The following is a 16,696-nucleotide window of genomic DNA, read 5'->3' as shown; positions in this document are numbered from 1 at the left end:
TAATTGCCGGCCCTATTTTAAGGAGGGTGGAAAAGAAGTCAGTTTCGGTTTGGCTGGCGTGTTCCAGTAATTTCCATTGTTCCCTTAAAATTTACCAAGGAGACCACGTGGAAGTAGGGGAAGATGGGGTGACCACCACCGCCACCCTCATTGAAACAACCAAAAACGAAGCCCCTACGGTACAGTTCGGAAAAAATCTCTGGATAGCAGTGGTGACGGCTGAAATAGGGGCGGTGAGCCTGCAGGCCGGGAAAATCTATAGCTATAACCTATTGATTGATGATAAACAAGAGGTGGCAGTAAAGGGGAATTTACGCACCGAAGGGTTTTTAACGGATGCAGACACCCCGGTGCCGCAGAAAGCTTTAGGGTACAAATCCAATATCCTGCCTTCTTTTGCCATTCCGGCAGAAAAACCCCAAGACCTTTTCATTGCGCAGGCTTCTTGCCGAAAAATGCATGGCCAGGGAGATGACGCTCTCGCCTACCTGGATTCAGTTTTGGAATCTTACTCCAAGGAAACCAGTCCTCAGATAAAAAACAGACCGCAGCAACTGCTTCTCACCGGAGACCAGATTTATGCAGATGATGTAGCCGGCATTTTGCTGCGGTTTGCCGGTACCCAGGGAGATACCTCTCGGGTGGGCGAAGAAACCATTGCCATCAGGGTAGATACCACCAGTAAAACCGAAGAACTGTCGGCCGAGCATGTCACCTTTCCCCCGTACCTGCGGCAGCATGTGATCAATACGTACGCCGGTTTTACCAGCGGGGCCGCCGGGTGCCACCTCATGAGTTTTGAAGAATTCGCCGGCGTGTATCTGAACTCTTGGAGTCTAAGGTCCTGGAATGAGGATTTCTACCGGAGAATCAATGAGATTCTAAAAGAGCCCACCAAAGCAAAAATAGCCAGCGTGGCCAAAGACCTGCTGGAAGGCACCGGAACATTAGATGATCCTAATTTTCTCTCTTTGATGAAGGATGTAGACAACCTGATGGGCGAGGCTAAAAAGTACGTGTACCATGAGAAATTAACCGAGATTCTGAAGGGAAGCCCTTCCAGTGAAAAATACACCAAATGGTTGGATAAAATCAAGAATACCTTGGAACGGGAGCTGAAGGAAGTAGCGAATTTTGCGAAGGTACTGCCCCAGGTGAGCCGGGTAATGGCCAACGTGCCGTGCTACATGATTTTTGATGACCATGAAATAACCGACGACTGGAATCTAACCCAACGTTGGAGAAACCAGGTATATTCCAAACCCCTGGGGCGGGACATTATCCGGAATGGCTTGATGGCCTATGCCGTTTTCCAGGATTGGGGCAACGTACCCTCAGAATACAAAGCCATTGAAGAAACCGGCGAAGATACCACCACCCTCACAGAGAGAACCAGGTTTCTCAGGCTCACCGCCGAATACTGCGACCGGGTAGCCACTCAAACCGGGTTAGACACCCTCAGGAGCGAAGTCATTGGGCCCATGGAAACCTTGCTGGGAATGGGAAGCGAAGCCTCCAAAGTCAAATGGCACTATAACTTCCCCACCGGCCCGGTACAAACCTACGTGCTCAACACCAGAACAAGCCGGGAATACCCTTCCTTGAACGCATCTCCGGGCTTGATACCCGCAGACGAGCTGAAACTTCAACTACCGGAGGTGCTGCCCAATCCTGAGGCTCCCTTTGTAATGGTCGTGTCGCCGGTGCCGGTACTGGGCTTAGCCAGCTTTGAAGAATTGATTCAGCCGGCGGCTGCTGCGGTGGTGGGCATTAAGGATAGTGAGGGCTCAGAAGTGGGGGTGATTGCCGGGGAAATCGAATTTGATTTAGAGTCCTGGGCCTTCAATGTACCCGCCTTTGAACGCCTGATTGAGCGCTTGAATACCTATAAGAAGGTGCTCCTGCTGTCTGGGGATGTCCATTTTGGCTCTACCGCGGTCTTGGATTACTGGAAAGGGACAGACGCAGCGCCTTCGGGCAGAATTCTGCAGTTAACCTCCAGTGCCTCCAAAAACGCCTGGATGGAGAACCTGGCTTTTTTCAAATCAGCCATCATCCAGAAGATCTTCACCGGTATTGGGGCCGATTTGGAAAAAGTAGGCTGGAAAGGCAAAGTCCTCTCCGTTACCGGGAAGGTCAGCATCCGGAACAGGCACCGGCTGCGGCAAGACCTGGCGGTGATTCCTACGGCGGGCTGGCAGACCGGGGCAAAAGTGAATGTGGAGCCGGACTACCGCTGGCGGCTCCGGTTTTTGGCAGATGAGAGAGAAAGACCAGATGAACACATCAAAACAGACATCATCCCCACCAACCAGGAATCGCTCAAAACCGGCTACCAGAAGGTGGTGCAGCGCCACCAGGACACCTTTATCTCAGGAGTGTCCCGGAGGCTCATCTGGCCCTCTAATGTAAGTAAAATCACCTTTGAAGAAGACGGTACCAGTTGGAAAGTGCACCATGAGTTCTTTTTCAGAAAAGGCAACCGAAAACCGGCCGAGAGGACAGTTGGAGCGCATATCAAGCACGTGGCTTCTTTGAAGGCCATGGGAGATGAAACCAAAAGACCGCAACTGGTATAATTTCTACGGCCATGGCTGAAAAGACGCAGGAAAAAGACCTTTTTCAATCTATCCTCAAAACGGTCAGGGATATTCTCTCGCCCGGCATCAAGCTGCTAGGCGATCCGGCTTCCCGCACTGAATTCCTCAACAGCCTTGGTTTGAAAGAGACCAGCCAAGGCCCGGACGCCACTTCCACGGAAAGCCTGGACAAATACATCAACAAGGAGAAAAAAGAGGTGGACGCTATCCTGTTAGCGGACGCCATGGCCAACCTGACCCAACTCATGTTGAGCCTGGAAGGCTTTTTCAGGGCCGCGGCGGTGTCAGAAGAGGACAAAAACTTTGCCGCCTCAGAAGCCCTGGACACGTTCACCAATATCCTGGTGATTGATTACATCAGAAGACGCAGGCCCACGTTTCACAGTGTGATCCAGTTGATCAGTGTGGTAGGGCGGCAAACGGCGGCCGAAGGCGGCTCCATCAAGTTTGTCAAAGACATCCTGATTGGCTATTTCAAACGGTTGGGCCAGGGGTTTGATAAATTTGCCACCGAAGAGGACGCGAAAACCGTATCTGATTGCATCTTCCTGCTGCTGGGCTCCGGCTTCTTTCTGCTGGACAAGTTGGTGCTGGAGAAGTACGGGATAGAAACTGTGCAGATAGAATCCTGGTACGGGTTTGAGGGCGTGAAAACCACCCGCACCCCGGTCGCGGACAGCATCACAGACCGTACCCTCAGCTATTCCATCACCATTACCCCGGCAGACAAGGCAGAAACCACCTTTTACAACACCCTTTCCTGGGTTCCCAATGACCATGGCGGGGTTTCCCTGCTGGTGAACCAAGCCGGGATACTAAATTACCTTCTTTCTGTGGGGGATGGCAAGTCTGTGAAATTTGATGCCGCCGGCGAAGGAATCTTCCGGATTGGTAACCAGCCAGACAAAGGCCTGGGCCTGAATAACCACCTGGGGGTAGAATACAAGCATGAGCGGAAAACGCCCTCTATGTGGTCTATGTTCAACCGGCCAGCTATCAAGATAGGGTTTGGCACCTACGGCCTTGGCCTCAAGATTACCCCAGATGACTTTGTGCTGTATTTCAAATCAGAGATGCCTTTCTTTTTCGGGCGCGGGGGCCTCACCGGTTTTCCGTTTGACAAGCTTCCTGAGAAAGTAGAGGAGAAAATACCGCTTTCCTTCGGGTACTCGCTCCAGCGCAATTTCTTTTTCGGGGACAGCAGTGCCGGTACGCCCGCCAAGACAAGTACCACTACCTCGGCCCTTTCCAGAGACGGCGATGGGGGTGGAACAGGAGCAGGAGCAGGTGCCTCTGGGGGCGAAGGCGGTTTAGTGGCTGGTTTGGCCAAAATGATCCTAAACGCCATTGACCTGCGGCTGCCGCTGCACAAAAACATCGGCAATGTGGTGGGGCTGGAGGTGCTGAATGTCAAGACTGGGGTTCAGGGCAATTTTGAGAATATTGTGCTGGAAACGTCCCTTGATTTCTGGTTGAAATTCGGGCCGGTGCTAACGCTTGCCGTGAGCCGGCTGGGAATGAACCTGAATTTAAATAAACGGACTGTTACCGGCGGCATAGGCGGATATGATCTTGTGCCAAGTCTCAAAATGCCCAACGGCGTAGGAGTGAAGATCAACGCTGAAGTGATCAAGGGCGGTGGGTTCCTGTACATAGATGAGCCTCGGGGAGAATACTTCGGATCCCTGGAGTTGGAGTTTAAGAACTCCTTCACCCTGAAAGCCGTGGGGTTGATCAACACCATCATGCCAGACGGCTCCAAGGGCTTTTCCATGATCGTGATCATCACCGCTGAGTTCGCTCCCATGCAACTGCCCTTTGGCTTCACCTTGCTGGGCGTAGGCGGCTTGCTGGGGCTCAACCGAACCGTACAGGTAGAAACTCTTCGCCTGGGGTTGAAGACCAATGCCATCAAGAGTGTCCTGTTCCCAGAAGATGTCATTGGAAACCTGCCCAGGATCATCAGTGACCTGAAACAGATTTTCCCTATTAGGGAGGGGCAGTTTTTGATTGGGTTGATGGCCAAGATAGGGTGGGGAACGCCTACCCTCATCAAGATCGAGCTGGGGCTCATGGTGGAGATACCTGATCCTAAAATTCTGATCCTGGGGGTGATCAGCACCAAACTCCCCACTGAGGAAGCGGCCTTGCTCAAATTGCAGGTCAACTTTTTAGGGGTGATGGACTTCCAGAACAAATTCATCTATTTTGAAGCCCAGCTATTTGATTCCATGCTGGTAGGTTTTCCGCTGACGGGCAGTCTGGCGTTTGCGGTGGCCTGGGGAAACCAAAGCGTGTTTGCCATCAGCGTGGGCGGGTTCCACCCAGATTTCCGGGATTATCCTTCCGTTCCCACCTTGCCCTCGGCCTTCCGTGACATGGTGCGGATCGGGCTTTCCCTGCTCAGCGGCAACAACCCCCGGCTCACGATAGAGTGCTATTTCGCCATCACGTCCAATTCCCTGCAATTTGGGGCTAAACTGGAACTGCTGGCAGCCGGGCCAATGGGATTCAACCTGTATGGGTTGCTGGCCTTTGACGCCATCTTCATCTTTGATCCATTCGGGTTCACCATCTCTTTGGAAGCCACCCTGGCCATCCGGAAAAACACCAGCATTCTGTTCGGGATCCATTTCAAAGGGGTTCTCTCCGGTACCACGCCTTGGCATATTGTAGGGGAGGTAACCTTCGGGCTGCTGTTTTTTGATGTCACCATCGGGTTTGATGCCACCTGGGGAGATAGCCCTGTGAAGATAGATCAAGCCACCGAAGATCTTCTGGGCAAGGTGAAAAGTGAGCTGAAAGATATCAGGAACTGGCGCGCGGAATTGCCGGAAACCCAGCACCAGGCGGTCTCCCATAGAAGCTTTGAGGAAGAGGAAAATCCTCCCCTGGTGCTGTATCCCTACGGAGAACTGCGGTTCAGTCAGCGCACCATCCCGCTCAATTACAAGATGGAGCAATACGGCAGCTTACTGCCGCGCAAGGAGAACCTGATCACCATCTCCAAGGTCTTAATTGACACAGAAGTACAGGCCACTGATCCTGAGAAGGAGATGTTTGCGCCGGGGCACTTCACCAAATTAAGTGAAAGCGAAAAATTGTCCAGGAAATCATTTGAGATGCTGGACAGCGGGTTCAAGCTCAAAGACAGCGGAAAGCTGTTGACCGCCAAACCCCACCTGAAACCGGTAGTCATGAACTATGAGTTGAATTACACCCAAGATGATGACCAGGTGTTTTTCCCCGTCCATGATCTGGCTTTCAGGCACCTGGTAAGGCAATCAGCGGTTTCAAAATCTAATTTAAGCTGGGGCAAGACGAGTACCCGCCCCCTCAACAGCCCTGCCAAAGTAGAAGTGAATCCGGTAGGGTTTGCCATTGCCAACACGTCTAACCTCACTGATTTTGCGGGTGGCTTTAGGGCCAGCACCCTGGTAGAGGCCAAAGAACACATCGCTTCTCTGGTGAAGGGCAACCCGGCGTTAGCAGATAAAATTCAGGTGGTAGAAAGTTTCGAGCTCGCTCTTTAACCTTAAGACCCAAAACGTATGAGTTTCGGTAAATACCAGTTCCTTTCCTGGGCACGCAGGGGCATCGCCAGGAATATAAAAGAGACAGATACCCTGGGGGCGTCTGCCGGAGACAAGGTGGAAAGGGCGCAGATTTCCATTGACGTGCAGGTCAATGGTGCGGTGGGAGATTCAGGGCTGAAAAAGGATTTTCTGCTGATTGGCCCCGGTGACGTGACCGGCATCCAGAACAGCATGATCATCCGGACGGAGCCTTTGTTGGGTATCGCTGACTATGAACCTAACCTGCTGCCCTACATTGAATTCTATGACGAGGACTTTCCCTGGAGATATACCCCTGCCTCTCCTGCCGGGGCCAACAAAGACCATCAAAGGCCCTGGCTGGCGCTGGTGGTCCTCAAAGAAGGCGAATTTGAAGACACCACCAGAAGACAGCCGTTGCCATCCATCAAAGTGCTGGATCAGACCAATCTGCCGCCGGCTGATCAGTTGCACCTGTGGGCCCACATGCATTCCAACCTGGCCCATGAGAAATCCGAATTGGAGACCTTCCTAGATGACCTGGAAGAAGATGCCAAACGAGACCCAGACGGGGTGTACAGCAGGATTCTGTGCCCGCGTAAACTGGCGCCTAATGTGCTATACCATGCATTTTTGGTGCCTAGTTATGAAACCGGCCGCTTAACCGGGCTAGGCCGTCCTACGGCTGGAGTAAAGGCCCAGCAGGTTTCCTGGCCTTCCCCAGACGGGGAGTTGCCCATTTACTACCGCTGGCATTTCAGGACTGGCCAGAACTTTGATTTTGAGTTTCTGGTCAAGCAACTGGAACCCCGTATCATGGACGAGCGGGTGGGGGTACGGCCCATGGATTGTTCCAAGCCCGCTTTTGTGCAGGCAGATCAAAACAAGGAGGTGTCCGCACCGGTGCCTCCGGTCATGATGCTGGAAGGAGCCATGAAAGCCCCTAACGCCAAATCAACTGTTTTTCCGCCGAAGGACACCCCGCAACCTTTCTTTGCCGAGGTGCAGAAGCTGCTCAACCTGAACCTGTATCAGCAGGAAAATCCGCTGGAAGACCCCTATGTTTCCATTCCCTATTACGGGATGTACCACGCCATGAAAATGGACCCGGCGATCCCCGGCAAAAAAGTGATTCCGGCCGCCGATACAGCTTCTGAGGTCTGGTACAATGATTTAAATAGAGACCCCAGGAACCGGGTGCCGGCCGGCTTTGGGGCCAGGGTGGTACAGGAGAACCAGGAAAAATTCATGGACCGGGCCTGGAAACAGCTGAGTGAGGTGCAGGACGCCAACAAGAAAATGCGCCTTTTCCAGTTCACCACGGCCGTTTCTACCTTTATGTACCGGAAAACTGTGGAGAAAAGAACCTCAGAAGACCTGTTGAGCTTCACGCAGCCCCTTGCCGCCAGAATCTTAGCCGGGTCCAGAACGGTCAAGCTGGCCGTGGAGCAGAGCCTTCTGCCTAAAGCGGTCTTTGAGGGAAGCTTCCGGCGCATCACCAGAAACAATACCTCTTTTACCAAAGGCCTTGGGAATGTCCTGCAACGGAACACCGCCCTGATCCAGCAAATGAACAAGGTCAATGGCCTTACCACGGAGGCGAAACAGACTTTCAGAGGAATTGATCTGCTGAACAGTATTACGGCTTTTGAGCCGCCTACTAATTTGGATACCCTCGCTGTCTGGAGCAGGCAATCCAATCTGGAAGACGATTTTGCCTACAATATCCCCAATTTCAAAGGTGGTTTTCCGGAGGTAAAACAATGGAAAGGACCTTTCAAACCCGTCGTGGTCAAAGATTTGGGAAATATTCCCATAAAACGGGAAACTCCCCAAAACGCAGAAGGCCCTAATCCCTTTATCTTAAAGGCAGATGATCTAAAGCCAGTCCCAGGCAAGGCTGATGGCCCTTTGATTCTCAGGCCTGGAGGCACGAAGCCGAAAGGCCCCGTCATTCTTTTAGACCCTACGGGTACAGGAGGAAGACCGGGAGGGCCTATCATCGTGGACCGGGGGCCAATCACTACCGTTTCACCGGCCATCAACAAATTAGATAAAACGGTTTTTACCAAAGCGGTGAACCAGGCTTACTTGAATACCAACGTCAGGTACCAATTCCAGGAGGTGAAAACGCTGGCTCCGGTCTTGGAAGTAGCCTCTCTGGAAGCCCAGGTCAAAAGCAACCTGGATCCTTCCTTATCTTTTAAAAAACTGAAAGATGCCCGGATCAGGTTTCCCGAAGGAATGGTTAAAATTCCCAAAGAGGAGTTTCTGGAAGCCATGGCGTACCCCGATATACCGGAGGCGTCTTACAAGTATCTGGTGGACCTGGACAAGGAGTTTCTGTTGCCCAACCTGCACCTGATTCCCAATAACACCCTCTCCCTGCTCAAAACAAACCAGAAGTTCATTGAGGCCTACCTCATGGGGCTGAACTATGAAATGGGAAAGGAACTGCTGTGGCGGGAATACCCCACCGATATGCGGGGAAGTTACTTTAGGCAGTTCTGGGACGTGAGCGGATTTGTGACCCCAGACACCACCCCCAAAGACGCTGACAGCCTGAAAGACATCAAACCCATCCATATGTGGCCGGGGGCAAGTGTCTTAGGGAAACACAATGCCAGAGATGCGAAAGGCGATACTGAGCAATTGGTTTTTGTGATCAGGGGTGATTTGTTGAAGAAATTTCCCAATACGGTCATTTACGCGCAGAAGGCCTTCCCTAAAGAAACCAAGAAGATCATCCATACGGAACTCACCCCAGAAGCCTACCAGAAGGAGGTGAAGTTCCCCTTGTACCAGGCAGAGATTGGCCCTGACATTAAATTGCTGGGCTTTGACCTGACCATTGAGGAAGCCGCAGGGTTGAAAGCCACGCCCAACTTCACCGATAAACTTGGCTGGTTCTTTATTCTGGCCGAAGTGCCCGGCGAGCCCCGGTTTGGGATGGACGTCACCTTTGACCCGAATGAACCCGATAAAATAACCTGGAACGACCTTTCGTGGGAGAATTTCGGGGCCCGGGAAATCAAGTTCCTGAGACCCGAGGTGGTGCCCGGGAATACCGTGAAGGCGGGCGTTACCTTTACCGCGCCCAATGATCCTGCTACCGGAATCTGGGGAAAAAGCTCGTCCGACATGGCCGCCATTTTATTCCAGAGACCGGTGATGGTAGCCATTCATGCTACTGAAATGCTAGACGTGAAAGTTCCGGAGGTGATAGACAAAACAAAGGTGATCACCCTTCTGGAGCATATTACTATTTCCAGGCTGCGCTAAAATGTACTTATGGCTCCCATTGATACCAACCTTCTGAAAATTGCCGAGGCCCGGAAACAAGTAGACGCAGCCTCCCGCCAGCTGTACCTGGACAAATCATTCCTCCAGAAATCAGAGAACCCTAATTTATCTGGTTCTAACCAGGAAAAGATACGGGCTTCCAATGAGGCTTATAACATTGCCCAGGCCCGTCTGCAGCAGGAGATAGAATCGCTGTATAAACTAAATAACCATCGGGCGGTGGCGGCCGAAATGAAAGGGGAGGTTCCAGTGCTGTTTTTACCCGTTCGCTTGGAGACCAGGTTTGTGACCCTGCCCACCGGGCAACAGGAGCTGTGGGTGAGAATTTACCCCGATGACTTCCATATCCATTCCCATGAACCATTGTTAACGGAAAATGAAAAAACAGCCGGGAAACAGTACTGGACCAGCCTGGTACGCGCCAACCGCGAGGGCGGAGAAAAGAAGGAAGCGTTGAAGAAAGAGGCATGGCTCACTTTCTCAAAGCCTATTGGGACTCAAAGGGGCATTTGGGTGGCAAAGCAGACGCAGCCTTTGAATTGGTCGGCTGATCTGGCGGTAGCGGATGCCCAGGTGCAATTCAAGGAGATAGCCCAAACCAAAACCCATGCGTGGACTATGGCTCCCCGCACCCAACTGCTACCAGATAGGTTTGCGGTGCACCTCATCAATGACAACAAAGTAGTAGACACCTTTGTGGGAGCGGTGGTGCCAGACACGGTTTTCCTAGGGCCTGACCCGTTCCTGGCCGAGGCTGCTTTCAAGAAATCAGGGACTTCTATTGAACTGGACGAGAGTTTCTCTTGGCTGGCCAACTTTGACAAGGCCGTTGAGCAGGGGCTTGGCCTCAAGATCCCAATGAAGCCAGAGTATTTGCGGGGCGGTAAGGTGGAGCGCCTGGTGGTGATGGGGCTGCTTTCATCCTCTACTCCCAAAGAAAGCCAGGTTTTGCTGGAGCAGGTGTTGGAGAACCATCTGTATTCCAGAAAGGGCTTCAGTTTATTACCGCAGGGAAGTGCCACCAACAACACCCAGGGCAGTGGGTCTGCTTACACCAAAAACGAGAATTACCTACCCAAGGGATATTACGAGGGGCCGGTGCCAAGCAGTACTGCTGCTCTGGAAAATACAGATGCAGCCCAACTGGCAAGGGCCCTGGGGGTGAACCCTGCTTTTTTCCAGGAGGTAAACCATGCCCAGATCCGTGATAGGTTTGAGGCCGCTGCCATGAACCAGGCGCTGTATTCGGCTACCATTGGCTATTACATGGAGATCTTAGCCGCGCCCATCTTAAGCAAGCAGCAGCAAACCTTGTTGCGGGAGTTCTTTACCAGCCATGTTACGGCCGCCGGGGCATTGCCCGCCTTCCGGATAGGAGACCAGCCTTATTCCATGCTGCTGACCAGCGATTTCACGGCTTGGGAAGAAAACGGGAGAGATGTCTTCAGTCAGGGTTTAACTGGTGTTTTAAAGAAACTACAGCAAAAATGGGATGCCATCACCACGGAGAAGGTGGCCCATGTAGGCAGAGGAGGAAACGCTTCTGAGACCATGCTGGAGATTCTGGGGCTAGACGCCGGTTCCCGGACCTTCCACCAACGGTTAGGACATTTGCCTGACGTGCTGCTGTCTTCCTCTAACGGGAGCAGGTTTGAGGAAGCCATCAAAGCAAAGCAGCAAAACACCGCTTCTTTCCTGCAAGGGTTAGGGCTGGTGAAACCTGAGGACGAGAATAATTCCATGATCACCTTTCTCAACTTCTATAAATCCCTGAACAGCATTCCGTTTGATAAGCTGGTAGACGGCCTTCCTCCAGCCCCAGACCGCTTCCTGGAGAAGCTGGGACCCCAAAAATTGAATTTCATTGAATGGATTTCCCAGGCCAACCGGCTAAACGACCTTTTGGTCCACAACCTGGGAACCCGGCCCCCCAACAGTATCCTTTACCTCATGCTCCGGCATTCTATTCTACAGGAGTTACAAACCGCCACTGAGGAATATTATTTCACTTCTAACATTCTGGTGAAAAAAGCCTCTTTTGAAAAGAGCTTGCTGAATTTCAGCACCGAGTTCAAAGACATTACCAGTTGGGAAGTGCTGCAGGGCAGTCCATCGGCCATTGACCCTGCCAAGCTGAAAGTGGTTGGTCCCATTGGGGACTATTTCTTAGATGCTGGGAATAAAGCCGCAGAGGGCCGGGTCTTACAGGAGATGAAAGGGGCCATGAAGGTGTTAGCCCAGCTGCCTACCTCCCGGTTGCATAAGGACCTGTCAGACCATATAGACTTGTGCACTTACCGTCTAGACGCCTGGGTGACAGGTCTGTTCCAAAGACGGCTCCAGAATAACCGGAAAACCGCCCCAGAAGGAATTTACATAGGGGCCTATGGTTGGGTAGAGAATTTGAAGGTAGCGGAGAAAAAAGTGGTGGAAGTACCAGAAGCCATGAAACCTGCCAACGGCGCACCGGTCTACCAGGTGGCCTCCAATGCGGGCTTCGTGCAAACCCCGTCGCTTAACCACGCCACGGCGGCAGGGGTATTGCTGGCAGGGTACCAAAACCACGCCACCAAGGCCGACCCAGGCAACTTTGCCATCACCCTCTCCTCTGAACGGGTAAGAAGGGCGATTTTTGTGTATGAGGGCATCCAGAACAACCAATCTTTGGAGGCCTTGCTGGGCTATCAATTTGAACGGGCCTTGCATGAGGTCACCAGCCTGAACCCCGCCAACAACCTGAACCAATACATCCTGAGCTTCCGCGAGAAGTTTCCCATCAACCATGCTTCCATTCCGCAGCAAGGAACCGTGGCCCAGGAGACAGTGCCGGCCTATTCGGTGGTAAACGGCCTAAAAATCGTTTCCGCAAAAGAGGCGGAAATCGCCTCGGTGGTACCCAATACCAGTCATCTGGCCCTGGTGCTCAAAGAGAAAAACCGGCTGGAAGACACCATGGATGCCCTCAATGACCTGTTAGTCTCAGAAACCGCTTACCAGGCCACCCAGGGAAAAACCGATAGAACCGCCGCCTTGCTCAATGCCGTTAAGAACGCGGAGATGCCGCCTGATCTTGAATTCCACAGAACTCCCCGTACCACCCACCTTTCCTTTACCAACCGGATTACCATGCATTTCAATCCTGGCGTTTCTACCGCAGAAAGAAAAAACTGGCCTGAAAACCCCAGCCCGCGTTCTGCCCTGGAACCGGGGTTAAACCAATGGCTGGGCACCATGATAGGCAATCCCGCTGATATCCTGGCCACGGCCGCATTAGTGGATGAAAACGGAGTGGAATCTAATAGTGCGCCTGTTTCTCTTGCTGACCTCAAACTGCAACCCATTGACTTGATCTATGCCGTGGGTACAGATAGGCAGTCCGGAGCCCAGGAACTGGAGGCCCGGCTAGAACAAGTCTATACCGCCACTACGCCGGTGCCGGCCAAAAGTAGGCTGAAAATAAGTTTCGGGCCCGAGGTAGCTCCCGGAAAGAGGACACTCGCCCAGGCTATTCCCTTGCTCAGGGCCTTACGGGTGCTGTTGACGGGGGCACGCGCCGCCAGCGCCAAAGATTTCTCGCCCCGTACCAAAACGGAAGTCAAAGACGCGGGTCTGCTGTATGGCTGGGAGGTAACCGACCTGAAAACCAGGGCAAGCCGTTGCGTGGAAAGCCTTGCCCTGTTTCAGAAAACGGTGGAGAGCACCGCGCCAAATGAAAGTGCCACGGCCGGAACACAAGCCACCACGTTTCAGGGGCTTTTTACCCAATATCATCAAAAAGGGGCCGACCGCAGCGTCTTGGAAAAAGTTACCGTGTCTGCCAACGGAAGCGCCCAGCTGCACCAACTCCTGGCAACGGCACCTCTGTACGGCATTAAAACCACCTTTGTAGAGAATGCAGGCCACAGCCCAGAGACCCGCTTGGTGGATTTGCTTTCCGCTGCCGCCGGGGTCTGGCAGAACATCAACCAGCGGTTACAACTGGCCCAAGATAAAATGGCAAAGGCCAGTTCTGAGACCAACCCAAACACCCAGGTCACCAGGCTCACAGAGGCGGTAAAAGCGGTTCTGGGAGACGACTTCCTGGTGATACCCCGCTTCCGGTACCTCAATCCCGCCGACGTTTCCAAAGTCTTGGGGGATGAAGGCAACCAACTCTTGCGCCACATCAACAAGGTACAGGGCACCACCAACGAACTGGCCGTGGAGACCTGGCTGGAATCGGTGGCGGCCGTCCGGCAGAACATGAAGCACCTGGAGCAGGTAAGGATGCTGTCAGAAGCCCAGGCAGAGACCGACACCCCCTTCACGGCAGCCCAGTTCCCGCCGTTGGAGGTCAACAGTTGGTTAGCGGTGGAGTTTCCTGAAATCAATGAGAAAACCGGCGAGAAGTTTGATATTCTGGATGATACCATCTCCATGGCCATTCACGGCGCCCAGTCAAGGAAAGTGGAGGAACTGCAGTCTGCTCTGCTGATTGATGAATGGACAGAGGCCATTCCCAATGACAAAGAGATCTCGGGCGTCGCCTTCAACTATGACCAGCCCAATGCCTCGGCCCCCAATGCCCTGTTGCTGGCGGTAGAACCCAAAGGGGCTGCCAAATGGAATTGGGACGTTTTGCTGGGCATTTTGAACAATACGCTTTCCCGGGCCAAGACCCGGGCCGTAGAGCCGTCGCACCTCATGGCTGATGCCGGCATGGAAAATCTGATCCCCATGACCGTGGCCCGGTTTGACGTGAAAGAGGCGAATGTTTCCCTGGATTACCTGGCTTCCAATGACAACTTCCTGGAATACATTGCCCGGCAGAAATTTGAGCTCTACAGGCCGTACACGCAATAACCCCCGCATTTCCCTATCCATAACGCAATCTCCATGGCAAAGCTATTAGTCCCTATCTCCAAGGTGAAATTAGAGGCGGAGAGGTACATCTTCCCTTTGATAAGCAATTACAACCGGTTAGAAGGCAGCCCCCGTTCCAAGGATTTTGGGCATAGCCTCCGCATGGAAATCAGGGATCCCCTCTGGACGGTTTGCCGGCAGTGGCAGTTCGGGGAATTCCAGGGGGAGGATGCCGGTACGCCGTTTCAGGCCTCTATTTCAGGAAAACACACCAAACCGCAGGAAATCGTCCTGAAAAACGGGGAACGGATTCCGTACAAACCTGATTTCCCACTGGAGACCTTGGTGGAGCAGGAACCGCTGGAGGCCACCATCTTCCTGAAAGCCCAAATGGGGAGGCATTTTATCAAGCTCCTGAAATCCTTTAAGCTGAACAAATACCTGCCTCTCCTGCTGGGCAAATACGTCCTTTCGGCCGAGGTTCAGCCAGATGATGAAGAAGGCCGGTATTTTACCAAAGGAATCCAGGGGTTGCTGCCAGATGGGTATAAAATTTACCAGGAGATTCAGAATGGCAGTTTTGCGTCTTGGGTGGCCGCCGAGCCCCAGCTGGAGAACTCGCATCGGGCTTTGTTCACAGAGATCGCGGGGGCTTACACCAAATGGTTTGGGCACCTGTACCAGCAGCCGGCCAAAGACCAGGCGGCTTGGGTACCGGAACACCTGGAATACAATTTCGCCCTGGAGAGCAACGGGCCAGGAACCAGCCAACGGTTGGTTGCGGATCAGTACAGCTCAGGGCACCTGGACTGGAAAGACTTCGACCAGGAAACCGTCCGGAGTAACCGAAACGCAAATCTGCCAACCACAGGCGAGCAGGTATTACAGACGTTTATCCCAACTCCCCTTAAATTCAGCGGCATGCCTCATCCACGCCTGTGGCAGATGGAAGACCAGGAAACAGATTTCGGGAAGATAGAGGCATCGCCTACCGCCTTACTCAACTTACTTTTGGCTGAGTATGGCCTCACGTATTCCAATGATTGGTTTATCCTGCCGTATGAACTAGGTATCAACACCATCTGCCAGATTGAAGGGATTGTGGTAAAAGACGTATTCGGCCAACACCAGTTGGTGGCGCCCACCACCAAAGACCCTGAAATGAACTGGCAGGAGTTTGCCGTTTTCCACCAGACCGAGAGGGACAATGCCACCGTGAATGAAAGCGTCTTTTACATGGCCCCCTCCGTGGGGAAACTGCTGGAAGGGGAGGACCTGGAAAAAGTCAACTTCATCAGAGACGAAATGTCTAACATGGTGTGGGCCATTGAACAGGTGGTGCCCTCAGAGGCGGGGTCAGGCAGAATGCTGAAGCGGCATGTGCCCGATCTGAAGGAATTCACTCCCCTTGAAACGGAAGCCCAGATTCGGTATGTGCTGGGAAATACCGTGCCTGATAACTGGATTCCCTTTCTACCGGTGCAGAAAAAAGGAGCCGCAGGCGAGGTGACCCGGGAAATAAGGCTGCAACGAGCCAGAATGCCCCAAGGCACCAGGCCCCTCAGCCGGGTAGTGTCAGAGAATAAGCCTACTTTCTTTATTGAGGAGGAAGAGATTCCCAGGGCAGGGGTGATCATCAGGAGGAATTTCCAACGGACCCGCTGGCTCAATGGAAAAACCTACCTGTGGGTAGGCCGTCGCAAGCAAGCCGGAAGGGGCGAAGGATTGGCCAATCTGATGTTTGACCAGATCCTACCCATCCAACGGGCTTAGGGCGAATCATACCTATCGGAAAAATAACTATTAGAAGGTGTTCTACCGATGTGCGCCTTCCTCAGGAGGAATATTCGCTCAAGCAGGAAGTATGGATGCACTTTTGAGGGAGGCCTGGTATGCTGAGATAAGTATTTAGCGCCTGATTTGCTAAAAACAGGCGCTAAACACGGGAAGAGTTTTAAAGATATACGGTCATGCAACTTTGGTTTGTAGCGAATTTGAAAAGGTAGAAGCTGATTGATTTCCTGCTGAAAGGCTTATTCAAATTGGATACAGAGAAGAACGCCTTTTATAGCTGTTTCATGGGATTTTTAATATAAGCAGCTAAAAAACAAGATTTTCCTTGATGATAAGTATTGATTTTTACTTATTTTAATAGTAAACTTACTTAATTCATAACCTAGGCCTACTGTTTGTTTCGATTTTAGTAATTTTTAGAAATACACCCCTGAAACGTAAGTACTTTGGTTGGGCAGAATCTAGCTGATTTTGGGCTATAGAACTGCAATAAGGGGATAATGCCCTTATGACTCTGACCGCTTTTCGCACCATTAAAGGAAATTGAGCGAAAGGGAAATGGAAAAGATTTACCAAAAGGCACCGTAGCGTTAGTTTCCATCC

The 16,696-nt window shown here is 52.3% G+C and carries 5 protein-coding genes; all 5 read left to right on the top strand.

The genetic code is table 11. From position 1 onward, the window contains the following. Positions 1-107 precede the first annotated feature (107 nt). Genes FOE74_RS11485 through FOE74_RS11465 form a run of 5 tightly spaced genes read left to right on the top strand, consistent with a single transcriptional unit; the run spans position 108 to position 16,072 of the window. Positions 108-2,579 carry a metallophosphoesterase family protein gene (locus FOE74_RS11485; RefSeq protein WP_149098729.1) on the top strand — a complete coding sequence of 824 codons (2,472 nt, stop codon included), beginning with the start codon at positions 108-110 and terminating at the stop codon, positions 2,577-2,579. A gap of 11 nt (positions 2,580-2,590) precedes the next feature. Next, entirely contained in the window at positions 2,591-6,133 is a 3,543-nt protein-coding gene (locus tag FOE74_RS11480; RefSeq protein WP_149098728.1) for a DUF6603 domain-containing protein, read from the top strand. An 18-nt stretch (positions 6,134-6,151) separates the two neighbouring features. Continuing rightward, on the top strand, positions 6,152-9,436 hold the full coding sequence (locus FOE74_RS11475) for a hypothetical protein (RefSeq protein WP_149098727.1): 3,285 nt from the start codon (positions 6,152-6,154) through the stop codon (positions 9,434-9,436). Positions 9,437-9,445: 9 nt separating this feature from the next. Next, positions 9,446-14,299, top strand: coding sequence for a hypothetical protein (locus FOE74_RS11470; RefSeq protein WP_149098726.1), 4,854 nt, complete (start codon positions 9,446-9,448; stop codon positions 14,297-14,299). 33 nt (positions 14,300-14,332) lie between these two features. After that, on the top strand, positions 14,333-16,072 hold the full coding sequence (locus tag FOE74_RS11465; protein WP_149098725.1) for a hypothetical protein: 1,740 nt from the start codon (positions 14,333-14,335) through the stop codon (positions 16,070-16,072). The last annotated feature ends 624 nt before the right edge of the window (positions 16,073-16,696 follow it).

This window comes from Rufibacter glacialis (assembly GCF_008271745.1).
Lineage (GTDB): Bacteria > Bacteroidota > Bacteroidia > Cytophagales > Hymenobacteraceae > Nibribacter > Nibribacter glacialis.
This window is presented reverse-complemented; position numbering and strand designations above follow the sequence as displayed.